This is a genomic window from Sphaerisporangium sp. NPDC004334 (genome assembly GCF_053602655.1).
Window position 1 is genome coordinate 423,539 of record NZ_JBSGDZ010000001.1, and the last position, 22,256, is coordinate 445,794.

The 22,256-nt window shown below is 72.6% G+C and carries 20 protein-coding genes; 5 read left to right on the forward strand and 15 right to left on the reverse strand.

Annotation, left to right across the window (positions count from 1 at the left end):
* Nucleotides 1–2: 2 nt before the first annotated feature.
* The 7 genes from ACWEN6_RS01705 to ACWEN6_RS01735 all read right to left on the reverse strand — a co-directional run bounded on the left by ACWEN6_RS01705 (nt 3) and on the right by ACWEN6_RS01735 (nt 9,059).
* Entirely contained in the window at nt 3–137 is a 135-nt protein-coding gene (locus ACWEN6_RS01705) for a hypothetical protein (RefSeq protein ID WP_452568461.1), read from the reverse strand.
* On the reverse strand, nt 134–838 hold the full coding sequence (locus ACWEN6_RS01710; RefSeq protein WP_452568462.1) for an ABC transporter ATP-binding protein: 705 nt from the start codon (nt 836–838) through the stop codon (nt 134–136). Before ACWEN6_RS01710 ends, ACWEN6_RS01705 begins: the two co-directional genes overlap by 4 nt.
* A complete protein-coding gene (locus ACWEN6_RS01715) occupies nt 835–1,767 on the reverse strand; it encodes an ABC transporter ATP-binding protein (RefSeq protein WP_380829058.1) in 933 nt (310 codons plus the stop codon). Before ACWEN6_RS01715 ends, ACWEN6_RS01710 begins: the two co-directional genes overlap by 4 nt.
* Before the next feature lie 238 nt (nt 1,768–2,005).
* Nucleotides 2,006–3,808, reverse strand: a complete 1,803-nt coding sequence (locus ACWEN6_RS01720; protein ID WP_354851823.1) for a glycoside hydrolase family 27 protein — start codon at nt 3,806–3,808, stop codon at nt 2,006–2,008.
* Between the two features lie 412 nt (nt 3,809–4,220).
* The gene (locus ACWEN6_RS01725) at nt 4,221–5,864 is read right to left on the reverse strand and encodes a M28 family peptidase (RefSeq protein WP_452568463.1); all 1,644 of its coding nucleotides are present in this window, start codon (nt 5,862–5,864) and stop codon (nt 4,221–4,223) included.
* A gap of 428 nt (nt 5,865–6,292) precedes the next feature.
* The gene (locus ACWEN6_RS01730; RefSeq protein WP_452568464.1) at nt 6,293–7,774 is read right to left on the reverse strand and encodes an arabinofuranosidase catalytic domain-containing protein; all 1,482 of its coding nucleotides are present in this window, start codon (nt 7,772–7,774) and stop codon (nt 6,293–6,295) included.
* Between the two features lie 508 nt (nt 7,775–8,282).
* The gene (locus ACWEN6_RS01735; RefSeq protein WP_452568465.1) at nt 8,283–9,059 is read right to left on the reverse strand and encodes an alpha/beta fold hydrolase; all 777 of its coding nucleotides are present in this window, start codon (nt 9,057–9,059) and stop codon (nt 8,283–8,285) included.
* A 90-nt stretch (nt 9,060–9,149) separates the two neighbouring features.
* On the opposite strand from ACWEN6_RS01735, the gene ACWEN6_RS01740 reads away from it, so the two are divergent.
* A complete protein-coding gene (locus tag ACWEN6_RS01740) occupies nt 9,150–9,635 on the forward strand; it encodes a MarR family winged helix-turn-helix transcriptional regulator (protein WP_354851815.1) in 486 nt (161 codons plus the stop codon).
* A 182-nt stretch (nt 9,636–9,817) separates the two neighbouring features.
* Here the strand turns inward: ACWEN6_RS01740 and ACWEN6_RS01745 are convergent, their stop codons facing one another.
* The 3 genes from ACWEN6_RS01745 to ACWEN6_RS01755 are packed head-to-tail and all read right to left on the reverse strand — an operon-like array spanning nt 9,818 to nt 12,634.
* Nucleotides 9,818–10,423, reverse strand: a complete 606-nt coding sequence (locus ACWEN6_RS01745) for a GNAT family N-acetyltransferase (protein WP_452568466.1) — start codon at nt 10,421–10,423, stop codon at nt 9,818–9,820.
* Nucleotides 10,420–11,892 (reverse strand): APC family permease, encoded by a 1,473-nt coding sequence (locus ACWEN6_RS01750; protein WP_452568467.1) that lies wholly within the window; start codon nt 11,890–11,892, stop codon nt 10,420–10,422. The genes ACWEN6_RS01745 and ACWEN6_RS01750 overlap by 4 nt, the downstream gene beginning before the upstream one ends.
* A gap of 28 nt (nt 11,893–11,920) precedes the next feature.
* On the reverse strand, nt 11,921–12,634 hold the full coding sequence (locus tag ACWEN6_RS01755) for a GOLPH3/VPS74 family protein (protein ID WP_452568468.1): 714 nt from the start codon (nt 12,632–12,634) through the stop codon (nt 11,921–11,923).
* A gap of 502 nt (nt 12,635–13,136) precedes the next feature.
* Here ACWEN6_RS01755 and ACWEN6_RS01760 point away from each other — a divergent pair.
* The gene (locus ACWEN6_RS01760; RefSeq protein WP_452568469.1) at nt 13,137–13,667 is read left to right on the forward strand and encodes a flavoprotein; all 531 of its coding nucleotides are present in this window, start codon (nt 13,137–13,139) and stop codon (nt 13,665–13,667) included.
* 104 nt (nt 13,668–13,771) lie between these two features.
* Entirely contained in the window at nt 13,772–14,620 is an 849-nt protein-coding gene (locus ACWEN6_RS01765) for a helix-turn-helix domain-containing protein (RefSeq protein WP_452568470.1), read from the forward strand.
* Nucleotides 14,621–14,850: 230 nt separating this feature from the next.
* On the opposite strand, the gene trpS is transcribed toward ACWEN6_RS01765, so the two are convergent.
* From trpS to ACWEN6_RS01785, 4 genes are all read right to left on the reverse strand, one after another.
* Entirely contained in the window at nt 14,851–15,993 is a 1,143-nt protein-coding gene (gene trpS, locus ACWEN6_RS01770) for a tryptophan--tRNA ligase (RefSeq protein WP_452568471.1), read from the reverse strand.
* A gap of 543 nt (nt 15,994–16,536) precedes the next feature.
* On the reverse strand, nt 16,537–17,025 hold the full coding sequence (locus ACWEN6_RS01775; protein WP_452568472.1) for an SRPBCC family protein: 489 nt from the start codon (nt 17,023–17,025) through the stop codon (nt 16,537–16,539).
* Complete coding sequence (locus ACWEN6_RS01780) at nt 17,006–17,362, reverse strand: ArsR/SmtB family transcription factor (protein ID WP_354851800.1); 357 nt, start codon at nt 17,360–17,362, stop codon at nt 17,006–17,008. Before ACWEN6_RS01780 ends, ACWEN6_RS01775 begins: the two co-directional genes overlap by 20 nt.
* A gap of 126 nt (nt 17,363–17,488) precedes the next feature.
* A complete protein-coding gene (locus ACWEN6_RS01785) occupies nt 17,489–18,352 on the reverse strand; it encodes an oxidoreductase (RefSeq protein WP_452568473.1) in 864 nt (287 codons plus the stop codon).
* Nucleotides 18,353–18,465: 113 nt separating this feature from the next.
* Between ACWEN6_RS01785 and ACWEN6_RS01790 the strand changes: the two genes are divergently transcribed.
* On the forward strand, nt 18,466–19,365 hold the full coding sequence (locus tag ACWEN6_RS01790; protein WP_452568474.1) for a LysR family transcriptional regulator: 900 nt from the start codon (nt 18,466–18,468) through the stop codon (nt 19,363–19,365).
* Between the two features lie 182 nt (nt 19,366–19,547).
* Complete coding sequence (locus ACWEN6_RS01795) at nt 19,548–20,714, forward strand: carboxylate-amine ligase (protein WP_452568475.1); 1,167 nt, start codon at nt 19,548–19,550, stop codon at nt 20,712–20,714.
* Here ACWEN6_RS01795 and ACWEN6_RS01800 read toward each other — a convergent pair.
* Nucleotides 20,705–22,252, reverse strand: coding sequence for an NAD(P)-binding domain-containing protein (locus tag ACWEN6_RS01800; RefSeq protein ID WP_452568476.1), 1,548 nt, complete (start codon nt 22,250–22,252; stop codon nt 20,705–20,707). The two genes, ACWEN6_RS01795 and ACWEN6_RS01800, sit on opposite strands and share 10 nt — an antisense overlap.
* Nucleotides 22,253–22,256: the final 4 nt, after the last annotated feature.

Below are 22,256 nucleotides of genomic sequence, written 5' to 3' on the forward strand. Positions count from 1 at the left end.
CCTCAACACGGGCGGCTCACGACCACCGCGCCGGTACAGCCGATGATCTCGCCCGCGCCGAGCCGGGCGGCCGGCGACCCCGCCGCGTCCCCGGCCGTGGAGGGCTCCATCGCGACGGCCCGCGCGATGGCGGTCACGAGGCCTCCCGCTCGTCGAGGCGGCCGTCGTTGATCCGCATCACTTTGTCCGCGAGCGCGATCATCGTCGGGTCGTGGGTGGACACCAGCGCCGTGACGCCCTCGGACTCCACGACCCCGCGCAGGAGCGCCATCACCGACAGGCCGGTCTCGGCGTCCAGCTGCCCGGTCGGCTCGTCGGCGATCAGCAGCCGCGGCGAGGCGGCCAGGGCGCGGGCGATCGCCACCCGTTGCCGCTGGCCGCCGGACAGCTCGTCCGGACGCTGCTGGGCGTGGCCGGCCAGGCCCACCAGCTCCAGCAACAGCTCGACGCGGCGCTCGCGCTCCGCCGGGGCGACGCGGGCCAGCCGCAACGGGGCGCCGATGTTCTCCGCGGCCGACAGCACCGGGATCAGGCCGAACGTCTGGAACACGTAGGCGACCTTCTCGCGCCGTAACAGCGACAGGCCGTCCTCGTCCAGGGCGGTGACCTCGGCGCCGTCGACCAGGACGGTGCCGGCGTCCGGGCGGTCCAGGCCGCCGATGACGTTGAGCAGGGTGGTCTTGCCGCTGCCCGAGCGGCCGATGAGGGCGGCCATGGTGCCGGCGGCCAGGTCGAACGACACCTCGCGCAGGGCGTGGACGGCGGCCGGCCCGGTGCCGAAGCGCCGGTGGACGCCGCGCACCGACAGCAGCGGCCCGGCGCCGGGAACGGCGCTCACGCGTCCGCGCCGAGGTCGGGGTGGATGGCGACGTGGTCGGCCTCCAGCGCGAGCCGGACCCGTCTGGTCAGCGCCAGCGCCTCGCGGTAGTCGCGCGGCACCTGCACCCGCCCGGCGCGGTCCATCACCGCGTACTCCTCGGCGATCACCCGCGTGCCGCCGTCGGTGCCGGTGGCCGTGCGGCGCAGCACCTCGCTGCTGGTGCGCCCGTCGCGGATCGCCACGGTGCGCTCGACCTGGCCGCTGACCTCGGGATCGTGGGTCACGATGACGACGGTGACCCCGAGCCGCCGGTTGACGTCCCGCAGCGTCGCGAAGACCTCGGCGGAGGTGGCGGTGTCCAGCTCGCCGGTCGGTTCGTCGGCCAGCAGGACGCGGGGCCGGTTGGCGAGGGCCACCGCGATGGCGACCCGCATCTGCTGCCCGCCGGACAGCTGCGCGGGACGCCGGTCGGCGCAGCCGGCGACGCCGAGGGCTTCCAGCAGTTCGGCGGCGCGGGCGCGCCGGACCCGGGCCGGCGTGCGGGCCGCGGTCATCGGCAGGTCGACCATCTGCCGCGCGGTCAGGTAGGGGATGAGGTTGGCGGCCGTCTGCTGCCGGACGAATCCCACGGTGTGCCGCCGGTAGCGCACGCGGTCGGCACGGGACATCGCCAGCAGATTCCACCGGTCGACGCGCGCCCGGCCGGCGGTGGGGGCGTCGATGCCGGCGAGGATGGACAGCAACGTCGACTTGCCCGACCCGGACGCCCCGACGACGGCGATCATCTCGCCCTCCTCCACGGCCAGGTCGAGCCCCTGCAGCGCCTGCACCTCGACCGACCCCGACTGGTAGATGCGCACCAGGCTCTCGCAGACGATCAGCGCGTCCTGCCCGTACTCCGGCGCGCGCGCGGGCGGCTGCGGCAGTGACAGCGGCGTGATAGGCATTCCCGCTCCTTCGGCCCGGCGTCGCGCTGACTCCGGCCAGACTCTATAGCCTCCGCCCTCCCGGCCGTCAGCCGCCGGAGGGGCGCGGGGCCTCCGGCGCCCGGAGCATGGAGCGACCGGTGGCATGGCCGGCGTCGCCGCGAGGACGGCCGGCGGCCGGTCGATGGTTTCGCGCCGCGGGGCCCGCGCCCGCCCCCGCGCCGGTGGGGGCGGGGGCGAGGCGGGACGCGGGGTGGGCTCAGGTGCGGGTCCAGCGTTGGTTGGCGCCGCCGTTGCAGTCCCAGATCACGAGTTTCGTGCCGTTGGCGGACGCGTTGTCGGGCACGTCCAGGCACTTGTTCGCGCCGACGGCGGTGATGGTGCCGTCGGAGTTGAACCGCCACTGCTGGTTGTTCTGCCCGTTGCAGTCCCAGATGACCACCGGGGAGCGGTTGGCCGTGGCCCGGTTGGACACATCCAGGCACTTGCCGCCGTACACCCGCAGCTCACCGGAGGCGGTCGGCGTCCACTGCTGGTTGGCCTGCCCGTTGCAGTCCCAGATCTGGGCCGCGGACCCGTTGGTCTGGGACGCGCCCGAAACGTCGAGGCACCGGCCCGAGCTCACGCTCTTGATCGCCCCCGCGCCGGTGGTCGGCGTCGGCGTCGGCGTCGCGGTCGGCGTCGCGCTCGGGGTCGGGGAGGGCGTGCTCCCGCCGCCGGTGACGGTGATCAGGACCGCCTCACGCGCGGGGACGGTGACGGTGTAGGAACCGGTGAAGGTGCCCGCGTCGGTCGCCGTCCACAGGTTGCGCACGGTGGCCGCGCCGGTGAGGCCGAGATCGGACCAGCGGGCGGTGATGGAGGCGGCGGAGGTGGTGCGGTTGAGCAGCAGCACCGCCCGCCGTCCGGTGCCCGACAGGACCTTGCTGTACACCTGGCGCCCGGTCTGGTCCTCGGCCACCTTCACGCCCTGCCGGCCGAGCGCGTCCTGGTCGACGGCCAGCACCTCCCGGTTGGTCAGGATGGCCCTGGTCTCGGCGCTCATCGTGGCGAGGTTGTTGCCGGCCAGCAGCGGCGCGCCCGAGATCGCCCACAGCCCCATGTGGGTGCGGTTCTGGGCGGCCGTGAAGCTCGGCATGCCGACGATGAGCATGTCGGGGTCGTTGTAGCGGCCGGGGCTCTGGGCGCTCGGGTGCTGGGCGGAGTCGAAGTTGGCCAGCACGCGGTCCATCGACGCGCTCTGCCCCCAGTAGATGATGTCGCCGCTGGTGCGCCACATCGTGGACATGGCGGGCGCCCAGTTCCACGGGCTCTGGTTGCCCCAGTTGCAGACCGACAGCACCATCGGCCGGCCGGTCTGCGCGGTGGCCCTGCCGATCGCGTCGCTGATGGCCTGGTAGGTGCGCTGGGAGTCCAGGCCCTCGGCGTTGCCGCCGCACCAGTCGACCTTGACGAAGTCGAAGCCCCACTGGGAGAACGCCAGGAAGTCCTGGTCGTAATGGCCCTCGCTGCCGCTGCCCGGCGCCGCCGGACGCCCGGTGGGGTAGTAGTAGCCGCACCCGTCGCGGCCGGCGTCGGTGTAGATGCCGGCCTTGAGACCCTTGCTGTGGATGTAGTCGGCGATCGCCTTCATCCCGCCGGGCCACTCATTGGTGTCCACGGTGATGTTGCCCGAGCCGTCCCGGGTGCCCTGCCACCAGCCCTCGTCGATGTTGACGTACTGGTAGCCGGCGTCCTTCATCCCCGAGGACACCATGGCGTCCGTCTGCGCCTTGATCACGTTGTAGTTGATCTGGGCCGCGAAGGTGTTCCAGGACGCCCAGCCCATCGGCGGCGTCGTCACCGGGGACGCGGCGGCGGCCGCTCCCGCCTGCGCTGCGTCCGTGGTGTCCGCCCTTCCCGTGGTGTGCGCCGTGTCGGCGAGCGCCCATCCGGCCGATGCCACCGTGAGGATCGCCAGATGCGCGGCGACCAGCAGCCGCAGCCCGAGGCGGGCCGGGCGGAACCGGACGCTCGTGATGGCGGCGCGGGACGGTGGCCGTGCGGCTCTGCGTAGTCGCATCCGTAGCTCCTTCGGGTACCAGGCTCCGCCGGGGGCCGGCCGACGCTGTTAGCGCTAACAATTCCGCCGCCGGATCTCCGGGCGAGATGGGGGTGGGGAGCCTCGCGGTGGAGGTGGTGGCGGCTGCGCGAGCAAATACGACGGGGCCCGATCTCGTCAACACCCCGGTCCCGGCCGTTTCCGGCGCCGTCCGCCGGCCGTCGCGCGTCATCTGCGCGGACGACGCACGGCCGCACCGCGCGCCCGGGGCGCGGTGATGAAACGTTCACACCGGCGCCCGCCGCCGGACGGCGGGGCACGGCCGGCGCGGCTCCGCCGGAGATCCTCCGGCGGAGCCGCCGGCCGCGGGATGCCGATCCCCGGCCGTGCCGGTGCCGCTCGTTCCGCTCGGTTCGCGGCGTCCCGGCCCGCCTCAGACGGTGATGCTCCACGTGTCGAGGTAGCCGGTGTCGAGCCGGTAGTCGTCGGTCACCTGCAGCGTCCAGGTCCCCGCGGCCGTCTGGCTGACCGGGACCGAGTAGGTCCGGGTGCCGTAGGAGGTGCAGGACGTGCCGCCGCTGCTGTCGATGGTGTAGTACGTCCCGTTCGGGCCGCGCAGGCGGATCCGCAGGTCCTCGGCGCAGGTGTGCGAGATCGTCACCCTGACCTGGACCGGCGAGACGGCACCGCCGGTCGCGGTCGAGGTGACCGGGCTGTTGATCGTCGACAGGTCGTTGATGGTGTAGTCGGCGTCGTTGGTGAAGGTCCGGCTCCCGCCCGTGCCGCTGACCGTGAGCGTCCACGTCGTGGTGCGGGTCGCGGTCTCACCGGTGCCGGTGACGGTGATGGCGTAGGTGCCGCTCGGCGTCGAGGACGAGGTGGCGAGCGTGAGCGTCGAGGAGCCGCCGGAGGTCACCGAGGCCGGGCCGAAGGTGGCCGTGGCGCCGCCCGGCAGCCCGGACGCCGCCAGGTTCACCGTCTGCGCGGTGCCCGACGTAGTCGTGGTGCTGATCGTGGTCGTGGCCGTCTGGCCCGCCTGCACCGAACCCGAGGCGGGGGCGGCGCCGATCGAGAAGTCCCTGCCGGTGGAGGTGCCCACGGCCTGGGTCCAGATCGCGTACGCCAGGGCGTCGCCGGCCCGGTCCAGGATGGTGTCGTTGATGTTGGCCGTGGTGTCGCACGAACGGTGGTAGCAGGAGTCGTACGCCCGTCCGGATGTGCCGCCCCACTTGGCCGCCTGCGACGAGGTCTTGGTGGCGCTCGCGCCGGCCGCGACGCCGGAGGTGGCGATGCCCGCGTTGCGGAAGGAGGCGTCGTCGGAGCGGTTGGCGCCCTCGGTGTTCTCCTCCGGCGCGAGGCCCAGGTTGGTGTAGAACGCGCGCAGGTCGGCGGCGGCCGCGGTGGTGATGTTGTTGATGAAGTACCCGCCGTTGGGCGAGCCGACCATGTCGAAGTTGAGGTACTGCTTGATCTTCGAGCGATCGGCCGAGCTCAGCGAGGTGACGTAGGCGCGCGAGCCGAGCAGGCCCTGCTCCTCGTCGCTCCACCAGCCGAACCGCACATGCTTGCTCATCGACGGGCGCTGCGCGGCCAGGGTCAGCGCGACCTCCAGGAGCATCGACGACCCCGAGCCGTTGTCGTTGATGCCGGGACCGGCCGAGACGCTGTCCAGGTGGGCGCCGGACATGATGACCTGGCTCTCGTCCCCGCCGGGCCAGTCGGCGATCAGGTCGGGCCCCGCGCCGCTGGTACAGCCCGGGGTGCAGGTCACGCGCCGGGTCGTGTAGCCGGCGGCCTGCAGTCGCTGCTCGACGTAGGCGACCGACGCGGTGTAGCCCGAGCCTGTCGACCTGCGGGTGCCGCCGTTGGCGTCGGCGATGCTCTGCAACTGGCTCAGGTGGGCCTTGATGTTCTGCAGGCTGACGTCGGGAGGCGCCAGGGCGGTGACGGGGGCGCTCGCGGGTGCGCCGTTCCGGGTGCTTCCCGGTGGCGCCTGGGCGGTCGCGGGGGTCGTGGACGACAGCAGGCCGATCAGGGCCATGGCGACGGTCGCCGTGAGCGCAGCGGTGCGCCTCATGCGGATCTTCCTTTCTCGGCGTCCCACGGCCGCGCCCGCGCCGTGGAGGCGGGCAGCGCTCATCGCGCCGTCACGAACAGCGGAAACGGCGCGGAGGTGGGACTGGGGGTGGGAAAAGGAATGCTCACACGCCGGATGGGCCGGTTGCGCCGGACACGCCGGTCGGTGGCCGAGACTCCCGCGGCGCCGGCACTCCCCGGGCGCGGAGTGAGGTTGTACCGCCGGTACGGCTACGACGTTGCACGACGCTCCTGACCTCCGAGGGGCGGTTCTCCTTGTGCGCGACGGTAGAACCCCGCCACCGAGCCGTACATACGTAGCTACGTCCGTACATATACGGAAAAGCCCGACCGGGGGTGCCCGGTCGGGCGCGGCCGCCGGCCACGGCCCGCCCCCCGGGTGTCCGGTGGTGGCGGGCCGTGCCGCGCTCAGCGGTAGCCGGCGGCGACGATGTTGGCGTGCACGGCGTTCTCGGCTGCGTCGGAGGGATAGCCCGCGACCATCGCCCCCTCGTAGAACGTCCCCACGCTCTGGTTCCTGTTGTCGATGCAGCAGTCACCGCCGCTGCCGAGGATGATCGCCCCCTGCTTCTTCATCGGGCTGTATCCCCTGGGCAGCGAGCCGTCCCACAGGGTGGTCAGGCCGCCGGACTGCGCGTTGCCGCCCTTGATGGCGAAGCGGGAGGTGCCGTTGTTCTTCAGCGTCGCGGTGACGAACTTGCTGGTGAAGGCCCGCTGGTTGGGGTTCCAGGAGCTGCTTCCCCCGGGGTAGAGCCCATATTCGAGGTCGGCCTGCACCCAGGGGCCCGAGCCGGAGCAGCCGCCGAACCAGCAACTGGTGCCGAAGTAGATCGCGTCCATGGCGCCGGCGCCGTCGGCCCTCCTGGTCGTCTCGCTGTTGCCGTAGTCGAAGCAGCATCCGCTGTTGACGTGCGTGCCGCTGGTCACCATGTACATGCCCTCGGGCGCGCTGCCGGTGGGGATGCCGGTGGTGTGGCCGTCCCGCCAGTAGCTGCTCGACCCGGGGATGAAGAGCGAGTAGGCCTTGCTGTTGCCGACCGTCAGCGACTCCCTGGTCGCGCTCGCGGGGGAGACGGCGCCGCCGACGCCGCCGGACCCCTGGTAGCCGAGGTTGTTCCCGCGTCCGGACTGGTCGAAGATGATGGTGACGACGCACGAGGTGCCCGCGCAGAAGGAGTCCTGGGACGCGGCGTTGGCGACGCCGCCCGTGCTCAGCACGCCGATGTTGCGGGTGGTGTTGTCCGACGAGCGCCTGACCTGGTACAGGCTCCCGCTGTAGGACCGGTAGAGCGCCCGCGTCATGCTGTGCGCGGCCACACACGGCGTACCGCCCGCGGCGTAGATGTCACACGGCAGATCCGAAGCCTGCGGCGTCGGAGTGGGCGTGGGAGTGGGCGTCGGGGTCGGGGTCGGGTTGGGCGTGGGCGTCACCGTCGGCGTGGGAGTGGGCGTCGGGGTGGGCGTCGGCGAGCCGGTCACGCCGCCGGTGCAGGTCGTGCCGTTGAGCGCGAAGCTCGTCGGCACCGGGTTGCTGCCGCTCCAGGTGCCGTTGAAGCCGAAGCTCGTGTTCGCGCCGGTGCCCAGCGACCCGTTGTAGGAGGCGTTGGTCACGGTGACCTGGGCGCCCGACTGCGCGACCGAGCCGTTCCACAGCTGGCTGATGGTCTGCCCCGCCCCGAACGACCAGGTCAGGCGCCAGCCGTTGATCGGGTCGCCGAGGTTGGTGATGGTGACGTTCGCCCCGAAACCGTCCTGCCACTGGTTGGTCACCGCGTAGTCCACGCGGCATCCCGCCGCGGCTTGGACGGCGGGCGCGGTCAGCGCGCCGACGGCGCTGATCGCCAGGGCGACCCCGGCTGCCAGCCAGAGCCGTACGCGGGGAATCTTCATGCGTGCTCCCAAGGATGCGTTCTACGAGAAAGGGTGGCTGTTAGCGTTCACATGCGAGCGACGACGCCACGCGGCCTGGGAGGAAGGTGCGGCCGCCGGGCGCACGGCGATGCTCGAAGAACCATCTTGTGAGCGTTAACAGCGCAGTCGCCGCGCTGATCCTTCTCTGTCGACGGTGCTTACGGTGATGCGGCGGAGCAAATACGACGCCGTCCGGGGTCGTCAAGCCGCGGGTCCGGGGCCTCGGGCCGCCGGGCGCGGTCCATGGCCGTCTGGCTGGGCGAGGAAGCACCGCCTCACCTGCACCGTACTGAAACTTTCAGCTCCCCCGTCCCGACGGAGGAGGGGATGCCCGGCCTATCGAACGTAACCGCTACGGGGCACGCGGTCCCCGCAGCCCACGGCTCTCCGCCGCTGGGCGCGGCCCGAAACGTTCGGGGTGCCGCCCTGCCACGTTGCCCCGGGGGGCGCCGCGTGATCCTCCGCCGGGCAGGGGTGGCCGGGGGTGTCACACGGTGCGGAGGAAGTCCTCGAGGGCCTGGTGGTAGGTGGCGGGGCGTTCCATGTTGGGGTAGTGGGCGGCTCCGTCGATGGAGACGGCGCGGCCGTCGGCGACGGCGCCGGCCAGGCGTACGGCCATGGCGATGTGGTCGGGGGAGTCGGCGGCGCCGTTGATCGCCAGCACCGGCACGTCGATCTCGGCGACCCGCTGCCAGGTGTCGCGCACCGGCACGAGCAGGTGGGGTTCGCCGGCGGCGTGCTTGGACATGGTGCTCCTGGCCATCCGGCGCAGCCGGCTCACGACCCGCGGATCGAGATCGGCGAGCGTGCGGTGCGGGCCCGCGGCGAAGGCCATGAACCCCTCGACCGAGGCGTCCAGGTCGCCGGCGGCCATCGCCGCGTGCCACGCGGTCATGGCCTGGACGGTCCAGGGGTCGGTGAAGTACGGCTCGCTGGTCCCGGCTCCGGTGACGACCACGGCGCCGACCAGGTCCGGGTGCTCCAGCGCGGTGTCGACGGCGAGCCCCGCCCCCATGGAGACGCCCACCAGGACCGCCGGGCCGGTGCCCAGGTGGCGCAGCAGCGCGGCGAGGTCGTCGGTGGGCCGGTACGGCTCGGTGGCGTTGGCGGAGCGGCCATGGCCCCGTGCGTCGGGAGCGATGACGCGGTACCGGGAGGCGAGGACCGGAATCTGGTCGTCCCACATGCCGTGGTCCACGTAGCCGCCGTGGAGCAGGACGAGGGGTCGGCCGGTGCCGGTGTCGAGCCAGAACACGTCTTTCATGACACCTAGGGTGTCATCTTTGTCGCGCCATGACAACCTAGGTGTCATTGTGGTGCGGAAGGATGACACCCAAGGCGTCATGATGGTGGGGTGAGCGAAACAGGTCGCGACCCGGCGGCCGATGAGTCGGCGGACGGGCTGGCCGGGCGGCTCGTCGAGGTGTTCGACCTGATCGGACCGCTGTACCGGCGGGCCTATCGCAAGGTGGAGCAGGATGCGTCCATCGAAGGCCTGCCGGTCGGCGTGCGGGCCGTGCTCACCCTGCTCCATGAGCACGGGCCCATGACGGTTCCGCAGATGGGCCGGGCGCTTGCGCTGAGCCGCCAGTTCGTCCAGCGGACGATCAACGATGCGGCCGCGCGGGATCTCGCCGAGCCGATCCCCAACCCGGCGCACAGGAGGTCCTCCCTCATCCGGCTGACCGATGATGGCCGGGCCGCCATCGCCGCGGTGACCGGCCGCGAGCAGGCGGTGCTGCGCCAGGTCGCGGGCGACGTGACCGGCGCCGACGTCGACGCCTGCGTCCGCGTGCTGTCGCGCCTGCTCCGGCATCTCGACGACGTCGACGTGGACTGAGCCGGCACAGGGGCGGCCGGACGCGACCGGACGAAGGACGGGGTGAGCGGGGTGGAGGACGGGCACGGGGATGAGCGGTCGGTCACGCGTGGTGACGGCACGGGGTGGTGGACGGGTACGGGTGGGGGAGGGACGCGGGTGGAGGCCGGGCCGCCGGCCTCCACTCCGCTACGGCCGGCCCGTCACGCCGGGGCGTCCGGGACGCCGGGGGAGGGGGCGCGCCACATGGGGTACATGAGCGGGCCGTCCGGAAGGCGCAGGGGTTCGGGCAGGTCCGCGTAGCCGTGGCGCAGGTAGAGCCGGCGGCTCGCCTCGCTGCTGGCCTCCAGGTAGGCCGGCATCCCGTCGGCGTCGAGCAGCCGGTGGTGCTCGCGCAGCAGCAGGCTGCCGAGGCCGCGGCCGGTACGTCCCGGGACCAGCGCGATGAACGCCAGGTAGTGGTGCGGCTCGTGCGGATGGAGCTTGTCCATCAGCTCGCCGAGGACGCCGAACCGCCCGGCGTGCTCCCCGGCGAAGGAGGCGATGGCCTCGTCCTGGCCGGGGATGTCGGGGAACGGCGCGGTGAACCAGACCGCGACCCCGGCGAGCTCGCCCGACTCGTGGACCCCGTAGATGCGGCCGTGGGCGAGCGCGTGCTCGGCGTGCATGGTGAAGAACCGCCGCTGGATCGGCAGCCGGTCGGGCGGCGAGGGGATGAGCCAGCGGGAGATCGCGTCGCCGCTGAACGTGCCGGCGATGATCTCGCCGGCCCGCGCCGCGTCCGTCAGGCGGGTGATCTCGGCCGTCATTTGCCGCTCCCGCCGACCGCCTGGGCGCCCAGGCCGATGTTGGCGTACACCCCTGGCCGGGTGGCCTTCAGCACGCGGCCCCACACCAGGCCGAAGACGATGGCGACGACGAAGATGCCGGGCAGGATCCAGCGGATGACCGAGTCCGGCGCCACCCCGAGCACCGTGTCGAAGTTGATCAGCGTCATCCCGATGATCACGCACAGTGCCAACGTGGCCAGGGCCGGGGCGATCCGCGTGCGCCACGCCGTCTCCCGCGAGGGGTTTTTGGCGAAGAAGACGATCACCGCGATCGAGGTGACGGTCAGCAGGGTCAGCAGCCCGAGGCCGCCGAACGCGCCGAAGGTGAAGAACAGCTTCGTGACCGGGTCCAGGCCGCTGACCGCGTAGACGGTGATCACGATCAGCCCGAGCACCGTCTGCAGGATCGACCCGGCCAGCGGGGCGGCGGTGCGGGCCGAGGTGCGCCCGAACACCGAGGGGATGACGTTCTCGCGGCCCAGGGCGAAGATGTAGCGGGCCGTGGTGTTGTGGAAGGCGATCATGCACGCGAGGCTGCTGGTCACGAACAGCACCGAGCCGATCGTCGCGACGGTCCCGCCCATGTGCGCGGCCGCCTGGCCGAAGATCAGCGTGGGCCCCTGCTCGGTCGCCGCCTTGACGATCCCGTCCGGCCCGGTCGGCACCGTCTGTGCCCAGGCGGAGACCGAGTACAGCACCGCGATGATCCCGATGCCGAGGTAGGTGGCGAGGGGCACGGTCCTGTCGCGGTCCTTGGACTCCTCGGCGAAGACCACCGAGGACTCGATGCCGGCGAACCCGGCGACGACGGTGGCCAGCGCGGCGCCCACGCCGGGCACGAACAGCGAGCCGGGGGTGAACCCGTCGAAGGTGACGCCCGCCGGCCCCGCGTGCAACAGGTCGGCGACGTCGAATACCAGGACGACGGTGATCTCGCTGATCAGCAGGACCGACAGGATCTTGCCGTTGACCTCCACGCGGAGCAGGCCGGCCAGCCCCGTCAGCGCCCACGCCACCAGTCCGATCACCCACCACGCGGGCGAGGCGCCGAACCAGTCGCGCAGCAGCGGCTCGGCGGCCGAGCCGATGATGCCGTACAGGCCGAGCTGCAGCGCGTTATAGGCCAGCAGCGCCACCCACGCGGTGGCCACCCCCTGCGTGCGGCCGAGCCCCTGCGCGGCGTAGGCGTAGAAGGCGCCCGCGTTCACCACGTGCCTGGCCATGGTCACGTACCCGACGGCGAAGAGCGCGAAGACCGCGCCCAGCAGCAGGAACGCGAACGGCACGCCGAGGACGCCCGTCACCGCGTAGGCCGTCGGGACCGAGCCCGCGACCACCATCAGCGGCGCGGCCGCGGAGATGACGAAGAACACGACCGACGGGACGCCGAGCCGGTCCTTGGCCAGCGCGGCGGACACGACGCTGGGGCGTTGCTCTGTGAGGGACATTCGCGACTCCGTGAGATGGGGAAGGGGGTCAACGGCGGCTGATGACGGCCTGGCCGACGACGACCTCGGTCTGGACGATGAGCCTCTGCAGCGGTGGGGAGAGCGTGGCGAGCATGGCGGTGACGAACGCGGGGTCGTGGTCCCACAGCGCCCGCTTGGCGCCGCCGGTGGCGGAGAAGAGCCCGTAGAGGACGCGGTCCCTGACGGAGGGCGGTTCGCGCCGCTGGACGGCGAGGTTGAGCCGGGCGAGCGGCCACGCGGCGGCGTTCACGTCCGCGGGCGCCGGGGGCTGCTTCTTCAGCAGGTGCCGCGCCGGCGGGTTGAGGAGCTTCGCGGCGATCATCCGGTTGGTGACGTCGGTGTAGATGGTGGAGGCGAAGAAGACGAGCCAGGTGGTCACCGGATGCTGCGGCTCTTCGATGATGTGGCGCAGCACCTTGTGCGTGAGCGGATCGCTGGTGGCGTGCCGCGCGGTCGCGTAGAGGCGGTCCTGGCCGGACGCCAGGTCCAGGGTGACCCGCTCGGCCAGCATCAACTCGCCGACCACGGCGCCCGCGAGCGCCAGGCTCGCGAGGCGAGGATGCAGCCGCGGACGGCCCGTCACGTCGTCGTGCATGACGAAGAACAGATCGTGCGCCAACGATGGGCGGGAAAAGTCACCATCAACCACGATCGGTGATGATATAGGCGATCTGTTGTATCTGTCGTCGATGAATAGCCGGAAATCCGCGATGAGCGGCATGCCGCAGATCCCATAATCAGGAGATATGTGGCAGAGGTTCCACTTTGACGTCAATGTATGGTATCCCGATTTGCGAGAAAGGTGACATATCCGTAATCACGGGGTGGATGTCCGGGTTGACCTTCGGGGATGAGCGGGCGAGCCGATCCGCGTCGCCGCTCGTGAAGGCGGCGTGGAGCACGCCGCGACGGCGCGCTTGCGGATTCCGGTTCACCGAATCGGGGTTTCGGTCCCGGTCCATTCCGGGGTCCGCCGTCGTGCGAATGGCGGACGAGGCGTCCGTCACCGCGGCCCCGCGAGGCCGGCGGGGAAACGACCGCCGCGATTTACCGGCATAACGTGATAGCGGCGGAGCCTGGCCCATCAAACCGAATGCCGCTCACCGCTCACCACCCGCTCACCGCTCACCACCCGCTCACCCGCTCGACGGCGCCCGCGCCCGTGGAGGAGGTGCGCGGCTCCGGCGGGTGCGCCACCGGTCGCGCCGGGGCAGAGTAGGCGTGTGAGCAAGGTCCTCTACCTCATCGTGTGCGCCGCCGGTCCGGCCGCGGACGCCGGCGAGCTGGTCTCCCTGGGCCAGGCCGCCGGCTGGGTCGTCCAGGTCGTCGCCACTCCGTCCGCGCTCGACTTCATCGACGTGCCGGCCCTGGAGAGGCGGACCGGGCGGCCGGTCCGCAGCCGATACCGCAAGCCGTACGAGCCCAAGCCGCCACGGGCCGACGCGATCATCGTGGCCCCCGCCACCTACAACACGATCAACAAGTTCGCCCAGGGCATCGCCGACACCTACGCCCTCGGCCTGCTGGCCGAGGCGCCCGGCCTCGGCATCCCGGTCGTCGTGCTGCCGTTCGTGAACAGCGCGCTGGCCGGCCGGGCCCCCTTCCGCGACAGCGTCGGGCGTCTGCGCGCCGAGGGCGTCCAGGTCCTCATCGGAGCCGGAGCGTTCGTGCCGCACGACCCGAGCGCCGTCCACACCGGCGCCTATCCCTGGCACCTGGCCCTCGCCGCCCTTCCGGCACCCGCGCGGGACTGATCCGGCGCGCCCTGCGGCCACCGATCAGGCGCGGACGCGGCGGGAGGCCGGCCGCGCGACGAGGAGGCGGGAGGTCACGACCTGGGACGACGTATAGTCCGCTGGTGAGCGGTTACGAACTGGGGGAGTTCCTGCGGGCGCGCCGCGCACGGCTGAACCCCGCCGACGTGGGCATGCCGGGCGCGGGGCCGCGCCGGGTCGCCGGGCTGCGGCGCGAGGAGGTCGCCGTCCTCGCCGGGGTCAGCGCCGACTACTACACCCGCCTCGAACAGGGCCGGGAGCGCAACCCCTCGGCGCAGGTCGTGGACGCGCTCGCCCAGGCCCTGCGCCTGCACGCCGACGCCCGCTGGCACGCCTACCGGCTGGCCGGCCTGGTGCCCAGAGACCTCCGCTCAGAGCAGGCCGACCAGGTCGACCCGGCGCTGCTCCGCCTGATGGACGGTTTTCCCACCGCCGTCGCGTACGTGGTCAACCGGCGCCTTGAGGTCCTGGCCGCCAACGCGCCGGCCCGTGCCCTGACCGCCCCCCTCGGCGAACCGCGCGACATGGTGCGCGCGCTGTTCCTCGACCCGGCGGCGCGGCGGCTGTTCGCGGAATGGCCGGCCGTCGCGCGGGACACGGTGGGGGCGCTGCGGCTGGCCGCGGGACTCGACCCGGACGACACCCGGCTCGCCGCGACGGTGGAGGAGCTGACCGCCGCGAGCGAGGACTTCGCGCAGACGTGGCGCGAGCACGCCGTCAGCGGCCTCGCCGGCACCTCCAAGCTCTTCCACCATCCGGACGTGGGCCGCTTCCGGCTCGGCTACCAGACCTTCGACGTGCGCGGCGCCCCCGGCCAGCAGCTCCTGGTCGGCACCGCCGAGCCGGGCACCCCGGACGCCGGGTCGCTCGCCCTGCTCGCATCCCTGCACCCCGTGGGCGAGGGCCGGGGAGCGCGCCGCGAAGGCGGCTGACAACTCCCCACGACCGAGCCCTCTCCGTCCGCTGCCCCGCGCCGCGGGCGCGTCCCCCCGCACGCCGGCGCTCGTCGCCCGGACGCCGCGGGCCTGTCGTTGCAGAGGCCGCGGGCCTGTCGCCTGGACGTCGCGGGCCTGTCGCGCGGAGGCCGCTGGCCCGTCGTTGCTGAGGCCGGGTCCGTCGTTCGGGGGCCGGCGGCTCGTTCGGGGCTGCTCGGGAGGGCCGTTCAGTACAGGGTCCCCATGGCGGCGCGCACCTCCCTCAAGGTCGTCTCGGCGATGGCGCTCGCCCGCTCGCCGCCTTCGCGCAGCACCCGGCGGACGTGGCCGCGGTCCTCGGCGTACATCGCGCGGCGGGCGCGCATCGGCGCCAAGTGCTCGTTGACCGCTTCGGTGGCCGCCGCCTTGAGCGCCGATGCGCCGGCGCCGCCGATGTCGTCGGCCACCTGGCGCGGGTCGCGGCCCAGGCACAGCGCTGTCAGCAACAGGAGGCTGGAGACCTCGGGCCGCGTCTCGGGATCGTAGGTGATGTGCCGCTCCGCGTCGGTCCTCGCGCCCCGGATCAGCCGCGCGGTCTCGTCGGCGCCGGCCGCCAGCGCGATGGCGTTGCCACGGCTCTTGCTCATCTTGGCGCCGTCGGTGCCGAGCAGCAGCGGAGCCGCCGAGAGCAGGGCCTCCGGCTCGGGAAGCACCGCACTGCCGCCGCCGTAGCGGTTGTTCAGCCGCCGGGCGACGACCCGGCTCAGCTCGAGGTGCGGAAGCTGGTCCTGGCCGACCGGCACGAGATTGGCCTTGCAGAACAGGATGTCGGCGGCCTGGTGGGCGGGGTAGGTGAACATCAGCCCGCTGACCGCCGACCGGCGTGAATGGGCGATCTCGTCCTTGACCGTCGGGTTGCGGCTGAGCTCCGCGACCGAGACCAGGCTCAGGAACGGCAGGAGCAACTGGTTGAGCGCGGGCACCGCGCTGTGGGCGAAGATCGTGCTGCGGGCCGGGTCGACGCCGACGGCCAGGTAGTCCAGCACGAGCTCCTCCACGTGCTCGGCGAGCCGGTCGGCGACGTCGCGGTCGGTCAGCACCTGGTAGTCGGCGACGACGACGAACAGCTCGACGCCGAGGTTCTGCAGGCGGACGCGGTTGTGGAGGGTGCCGAAGTAGTGGCCGAGGTGCAGCCGGCCGGTCGGACGGTCGCCGGTCGAGATCCGGAACCCGCGCGGGTCCCGCCGGATCAGCTCCTCCAACTCGGCGCTGCGCAGCCGGGCGGCCCGCACGCCGAGGACATCCGAGGGCGCACGCCCTTCTGACGCGGCCCCGGACGTGGGCGCGATGAAGGGCCGGGGCGAACGGATCGGGTCGGTGGTGCCGGTCATGGTGTGGCTCCCTGGTGGGCGAGGTGGGTGGGATGGCCCGCCGGCCGCCGGGGCGGCCCCCTTGCCGGGTGGTTCAGGGAGAACACAGAAAGGGCCGTCCGTCAGAACGGCCCTGCGCGTGCGAGAGAGGTGGCCGCTCCTATGAGGAGCGCCACCAGCTCACGCACTGCGGACGATGCATGGGATCAGTCTAGGCCACCCGGTGCCGCCGGCTCAGGGACCGGCCCGTCCTGCCGCGCGAGGTTCCCCATGCCGTGGGGGATGCCCTCATCGGCTCCACTACGGCGACAAACCCGATCAACCCCTGGCATCGGCGCCCATTACGGCGGCGAACCCGGTCGACCGCTCCGGGCCGGACGAGAGACAGGAAAGGGCCCACCCCGCAAGCAGTCGGGGTGGCTAGCCATGGCTGCCCACCCTGAATGAACCCGGCCACGCGGAGAGTCACCAGGACCCCGGCCGGGCGCACTCTGCTCCAACCGGCGGTCTCATCGGCACGAATGTGACGAGAGCGGCCCCGACCGGTGTCCTCCCCTGGGTGGGTCAGGCCAGGGACTGGGCGACCAGTTCCAGGTGGTCCATGGCCTCCTGCATGCCGCCCTCCATGCCCGAGCCGATGTGCGCGTCGCGCGACTCGCGGCTGTCGTGCTCGATGAGCGAGGTGAGCGTCGTGCGCCCGTCCTTCTCGCTGAACACGGTGGTGACCAGGGCCGCCTTGTCGGGCATGCCCTCGTAGACCTCCGTCGCCACGATGCGCTCGTGCGGGACGATCTCGCGGTACTCGCCGTGGAACCCGACCTCGAACCCGCCGTGCGCCGTCAGCACGTAGCGCCAGGCGCCGCCGACGCGCAGGTCGACCTCGGCGAGCGTCACCTCGCCCCGTTCGCCGCCCCACCAGCGCCTGATGAGCTCGGGCGTGGTCCAGGCCCGGTAGACCAGGTGCCTGGGGGCGTTGAACTCGCGCGTGATCAGGATCTGGGTGTCCGCCGGGAGAGTGACCACCGCCGTACCGCTACTCGCCTTCGTCGCCATCGCGTCGCTCCGTTTCCTTGAGTTCCTCCAGCACGACGTCCATCAGGTCGAAGCGCTGCGACCAGGTGTGCTCGTAGCCCCGCACCCAGTCGTGAATGGACTTGAGCGGCCGGCCGTTGAGCCGGTAGAGGCGTTGCCGTCCCTCGTCGCGCACGTCGACCAGCCCGACCTCTCTGAGCACCCGCAGGTGCTTGGACACCAGGGGTTGGGGAAGGCCGAGCAGCCCGACCAGGTCGCCGACCGATCGCTCGCCGCCGACCAGGGCGTCCAGGATCTCCCGCCGCCGGGGCTCGGCCACCGCGTTGAACGCGTCCGTCGTCGTCGCCGCTCGTGCCATGGCCCCATCGTATGCCTATATGGGCATACGTGCAAGAGGGTGCGTCCGGGATCGGCGCATCACGGAAACGGCCTGGCCGGGACGGCGGTCAGCCGAACGCGTGTCGCGAGTGACCGGCTCCCATGGTCAGCCGAACGCGGTGTCGCGGGCGACCGGCTCCCATGCCAGCAACTCCGCGCGCACGCGGTCGGCGTGGGACACCAGCGCGTCCACCGCGTCGTCGCCCAAGGGCAGCCGAAGCGGCACCGGATCCGCCTGGAGGGCGGCGAGGATGGCCGCGGCGGCCTTGGCGGGGTCGCCGGGCTGTTTGCCGTCCGCCCCCGAGGCCATGGACCGGGTGGGGCCGACGGTCTCCCGGTAGGCCTCCATGGCATCCGACCGGTACAGGGCGTCACCGAACAGGCCGGTCCTGAACGCCCCCGGCTCGACGATCAGCACCTTGACGCCGAAGGGCGCGACCTCCTCGGCGAGCGCCTCCGACAGCCCTTCCAGCGCGCACTTGGTCGCCGAGTACGCGCCGAACCCGGCGAAGGACAGTTGGCCGCCCATGCTGCTCATCTGCACGATGGCGCCCGAGCCCTGGCGGCGCATGTGCGGCAGCACCGCCCGCACGAGCGCGACCGGCCCGAACAGGTGCAGTTCCATCAGGTCGCGCAACTCTTCGTCGGTGGTCTCCTCGACCGCGCCGATCTGGCTGCGCCCGGCGTTGTTCACCAGGACGTCGACGCGGCCGTACCAGAGGATGACCTCGGCGACCACGGCCGCGACGCGCGCGGGGTCGGTGACGTCCAGCCGGAGGGCCGCGGCGCGGCCGGGGTGCGCGGCCACCAGGTCGTCGATCGCCTCCGGCCTGCGCGCCGTGGCCACCACGGTGTCGCCGGCCGCCAGCGCCGCCTCGGCGATCGCCCGCCCGAAGCCCGAGGAGGCTCCGGTGATCAGCCATACCCTGCCCGCCGCCGGGCGGGCGGGGGCTCCGTTGTCCACGGTCATTCGTCCATCTCCACGCTCAGGGGTCCGTTGAGGTCTCCGTTATGCCGTGAGCCGTGGCCGGCCGTCCAAGACAGAAGATCGGCGGCCCGATAAACACCGCTTATCATCGCAGGATGGAGCTACGGCAGTTGCGCTACCTGGTCGCGATCGACGAGGCGGGGAACCTCAGGCGGGCCGCCGAGGCGCTGTACGTGAGCCAGCCCGCGCTGTCCTACTCCTTGCGCACCCTGGAGTCCGAGCTCGGCGTGCGGCTGTTCGACCGGCACTCCGGCGGGGTGACCGCGACCGACGCCGGGAGGGAGGTCGTGGCCGAGGCGCGGCGCACGGTCGCCCAGGCCGGGCGGGTGACGGCCGCCGCCGAGCGGCACCGGCGCGGCGAGACCGGCGTGCTGCGGGTCGGCTTCGAGGCCAGCGGCGCGGGGCGGCTCACCACCCGCGCCAGGGCCGAGTTCGCCCGCCGCAATCCCGGCGTCCGGGTGGAGCCCAAGCGGTTCGACTGGGGCCAGGAGGCCGCCGCCCTGCGCGAGGGCCGGGTGGACGTGGCCTTCGTCTGGCTGCCCGCCGACCTCGCCGGCCTGCGCGCCGAGGTCGTGCACACCGAGGGACGGGTCGTCGGGCTGCCGTCCGGGCACCGGCTCGCCGGGCGGGACGGCGTGTCGGTCCTGGAGGTGAACGACGAGCCGCTCATGTGGACCGAACGGGCGCCGCGCGCCTGGGTGGACTGGTGGGCGGTCAACCCCCGGCCGGACGGGTCGGCCCCGCGCTGGGGGCCGACCAACGACAACGTGGAGGAGATGCTGGAGCAGGTGGCCGAGGGCGCCGCCATCTGCTTCGCCCCGGCCAGCATGGCCATCTACTACGCCCGTCCCGACCTGTCGTGGGTGCCGCTCACCGACGTCGAGCCGCTGCGGGTGGCCCTGGCCTGGGCGGACGGCGCGGACGCGCCCCTCGTGCGGGGGTTCGCGCAGGTCGTGCGCGAACTGGCCTCCGGCGGCACGGCCGTGGTGTCCTGACCGGTGGCCGCCGGGCCCTGAGGGCTTCGCGTCCCCCCGCGACGGCGCCGCCGCCGGTCGCCCCACCCCGATCGGGGGGCCGGGTCACCCCATTGAGTCTGCGGGAAGAAGATCTGTATGGGTAGCGTGTCGGGAGTCGGCAGACGAGCCCGCAGGACGGGCCGAGCTTTCCTGGAGTAGTGATGACGGCCACCCTCGACGCACCGCCGCCCGTGCCTTTCGACGCGGTCTGCCCGCTGATGGGGGTGGAGGAGGAGTACCTGGTCGTCGACCCGGCGACGCGCGAGGTCAGCCCGTGGGGCGCGCGCATCGTCGAGCGCGCCGCCGTCACGATGGGAGACCGGGTCTGCACCGAGATCACCAAGTTCCAGGTGGAGGCGAAGACCGCTCCCTGCGCGGGCGTGGCCGAGCTGGAGGGCCAGCTGCGCCGCATGCGGGCGGCGGTGGCCGCGGCGGCCCGCGACGAGGGCCTCGCGCTGGTCGCCTCCGGCACCGCGGTGCTGGGCCAGGTCGTGCCGCCGCCGATCAACGACGACCCGCGCTACGGGGTCGGCGTGGCGACCTACCGGGCGCTGCACGACGAGCTGAGCATCTGCGCGGGCCACGTCCACGTGCACCTGCCCGACCGCGAGCGGGCCGTGCTGGTGGGCAACCACCTGCGGCCCTGGCTGCCCGTGCTGATCGCGCTGATGGCCAACTCCCCGTTCTGGGCCGGCCGCGACACCGGGTACGCGAGCTGGCGGACGCTGTCGTGGGGCAAGTGGCCGGTGGCCGGGCCGCCGCCGTACTTCGGCTCCCTGCGCGAGTTCGACGAGACCATCGCCGCGCTCACCGAGATGGGCGCGCTGGTCGACCCCGGGACGATCTTCTGGGACGTCCGGCCGTCGGCCCGGCTGCCGACCCTGGAGGTCAGGGTGACCGACGTCCCGGCGACCGCGGAGGAGTCGGCGCTGCTCGCGGCGCTCGTGCGGGCCCTGGTCGTGGTCTCGCTGGAGCGGGTCGAGCGGGGCGATCCGGGGCCGCCGCTGCCCGCCGAGCGGCTGCGCGTGGCGTACTGGCGGGCGGCCCGCGACGGGCTGGACGGACACGGCGTCGACCCGGTCACCGGGCGGCTGCGCCCGGCGGCGGAGCTACCCGGCGTCCTGCTGGAGCACCTGCGCCACGCGCTCGCGGCCACCGGCGACCTGGACCTGGTCACCCGGCGGCTCGGACGGCTGGCCGCCACCGGGACGGGCGCCGCGCGCCAGCGCGCCGCCCACGCCCGCCACGGCAGCTTCACCGACGTCGTCGACCACCTCATCGGCCATCTGGTCCCGGCCGAGGACGCCGGTGAGCGGGGTCACAGATAGCCGGTGAGGAACTCCTTCAGAGGGGCGACGTGCCGGACGGGGTCGCGCCACTGGGCCAGGAGGTCTTCCAGCAGGTGGCGTTCGGCCACCTGCTCGCCGTGCCGCCAGACGCGGACGACGGGATGCAGGAAGGCGCTCTCGTGGGCCCGCTCGGGGGTGGGGTGCCGCTTGATGGCGAACACGTCGTCGTGGCGGTCGCGGCCCCAGCGCAGGGTGACGGTGAAGCACAGCGGGTGGCCGGCGAACCGCTCGGCGGCGTAGTCCTCGGGCAGGTCCTGGTAGTGCGTGACGGTCCCGGCGTCCGGGTCGACGACGTAGGCGTCGCACAGGTACTCGAACTGGGTCCACAGCGCCGAGCTCCAGTTGACCCGGTCGAGCATGGTGGCGGTCAGCCGGCCGGGGTCGGGCGGCAGCGCCCGCCGGTCGAGCGGGACCGACTCGTACCGCTCGGCGAGCAGGGCGGCCATGGTGCGCAGGTTGTAGCGGAACCCGTCGATGAACGCCGAGGAGGCGCGCTTGAAGTCGCGGGCCTGCATGAGCGTGCCGGCGAAGTACAGGCCGTCCACGTTGGCCGACTGGAAGTCGGGACGGATGGCGGGCATGCGCCCGCTGGGCGTGAGCTCGGGACGGCAGGACTCGCCGAACAGGGAGGTGTCCATGGTGAACCCGGTGCAGCGGATCACCGCGTCGTACTCCAGCAGCGCCTGCTCGCCCTCGGCGAGGGTGTAGGTGATGGCGGCCTTGTAGGCGTCGCCCTCGCGCCAGATGCGGTCGACCGTGCATTCCAGGACGCCGTGCAGGGTCTTGAACCAGTAGCTGTCGAGCAGGGCGCCGTACTGGCCGCGCACGTTGCCCGGGTGCTTGGTGTTCCACGCCAGGGTGACCGGGCTGGGGCTGGCGAGGTGGATGATGGCGGCGTCGCCGAGCATCGAATGGGCGGTCTCGAACGCCGAGTTGCCCTTGCCGATGATGAGGACGCGCTTGTCGGTGAAGTGCTCTCCCGACGTCGGGACGTCCTCGTAGCCCATGGCCAGCTCGATGCCCGGGATGTCGGGGATGTTCGGCCCGCCCCAGCCGGTGGCGACGATCAGGCACTCGGCGCGGACCACCTCGCCGCCGGTCAGGTGCGCCAGGAAGACTCCGCCGGTCTTCTCGACGCGCTCGACCGGCGTCCCGTAGCGGACGTTCAGCGCGTGCTCGCGCTGGAAGTCGGCCAGGTAGCGCACCAGGTCGTCGGCGCAGGGCAGGTACTCCTGCGAGTAGCGGGGGAAGGTCAGCTCGGAGGAGTCGCTGAGCAGGGAGTTCCAGTCCCAGCGCAGCAGGATCTCCGGGTCCTTCTCGGTGGTGTGCACCTTGTTCAGCGAGATGAGCCTGCGGTGGCGCGGAAATCTCCGGAAGAACCCGCCGGGGTTCTGCTCGCGCTCCAGGGTGAGGTAGTCGGCGCCGGCGCGCTTGAGGTAGTAGCTGAGCTGCAGCCCCGCCGGTCCGGCCCCGATGATCAGATAGCGGACTCGCCCGTCCTGTCCCATGTCCGTCATGGGC

What these genes read in the sequence shown, in the direction of transcription:
- ACWEN6_RS01785 (WP_452568473.1), bottom strand. Translation starts at nt 18,352, where the DNA reads ATGACCGTGGACAACGGAGCCCCCGCCCGCCCGGCGGCGGGCAGGGTA.
- ACWEN6_RS01780 (WP_354851800.1), bottom strand. Translation starts at nt 17,362, where the DNA reads ATGGCACGAGCGGCGACGACGACGGACGCGTTCAACGCGGTGGCCGAG.
- ACWEN6_RS01795 (WP_452568475.1), top strand. Translation starts at nt 19,548, where the DNA reads ATGACGGCCACCCTCGACGCACCGCCGCCCGTGCCTTTCGACGCGGTC.
- ACWEN6_RS01790 (WP_452568474.1), top strand. Translation starts at nt 18,466, where the DNA reads ATGGAGCTACGGCAGTTGCGCTACCTGGTCGCGATCGACGAGGCGGGG.
- ACWEN6_RS01800 (WP_452568476.1), bottom strand. Translation starts at nt 22,252, where the DNA reads ATGACGGACATGGGACAGGACGGGCGAGTCCGCTATCTGATCATCGGG.
- ACWEN6_RS01735 (WP_452568465.1), bottom strand. Translation starts at nt 9,059, where the DNA reads ATGAAAGACGTGTTCTGGCTCGACACCGGCACCGGCCGACCCCTCGTC.
- ACWEN6_RS01725 (WP_452568463.1), bottom strand. Translation starts at nt 5,864, where the DNA reads ATGAGGCGCACCGCTGCGCTCACGGCGACCGTCGCCATGGCCCTGATC.
- ACWEN6_RS01745 (WP_452568466.1), bottom strand. Translation starts at nt 10,423, where the DNA reads ATGACGGCCGAGATCACCCGCCTGACGGACGCGGCGCGGGCCGGCGAG.
- ACWEN6_RS01750 (WP_452568467.1), bottom strand. Translation starts at nt 11,892, where the DNA reads ATGTCCCTCACAGAGCAACGCCCCAGCGTCGTGTCCGCCGCGCTGGCC.
- ACWEN6_RS01720 (WP_354851823.1), bottom strand. Translation starts at nt 3,808, where the DNA reads ATGCGACTACGCAGAGCCGCACGGCCACCGTCCCGCGCCGCCATCACG.
- ACWEN6_RS01755 (WP_452568468.1), bottom strand. Translation starts at nt 12,634, where the DNA reads ATGCCGCTCATCGCGGATTTCCGGCTATTCATCGACGACAGATACAAC.
- ACWEN6_RS01715 (WP_380829058.1), bottom strand. Translation starts at nt 1,767, where the DNA reads ATGCCTATCACGCCGCTGTCACTGCCGCAGCCGCCCGCGCGCGCGCCG.
- trpS (WP_452568471.1), bottom strand. Translation starts at nt 15,993, where the DNA reads ATGACCGGCACCACCGACCCGATCCGTTCGCCCCGGCCCTTCATCGCG.
- ACWEN6_RS01775 (WP_452568472.1), bottom strand. Translation starts at nt 17,025, where the DNA reads ATGGCGACGAAGGCGAGTAGCGGTACGGCGGTGGTCACTCTCCCGGCG.
- ACWEN6_RS01730 (WP_452568464.1), bottom strand. Translation starts at nt 7,774, where the DNA reads ATGAAGATTCCCCGCGTACGGCTCTGGCTGGCAGCCGGGGTCGCCCTG.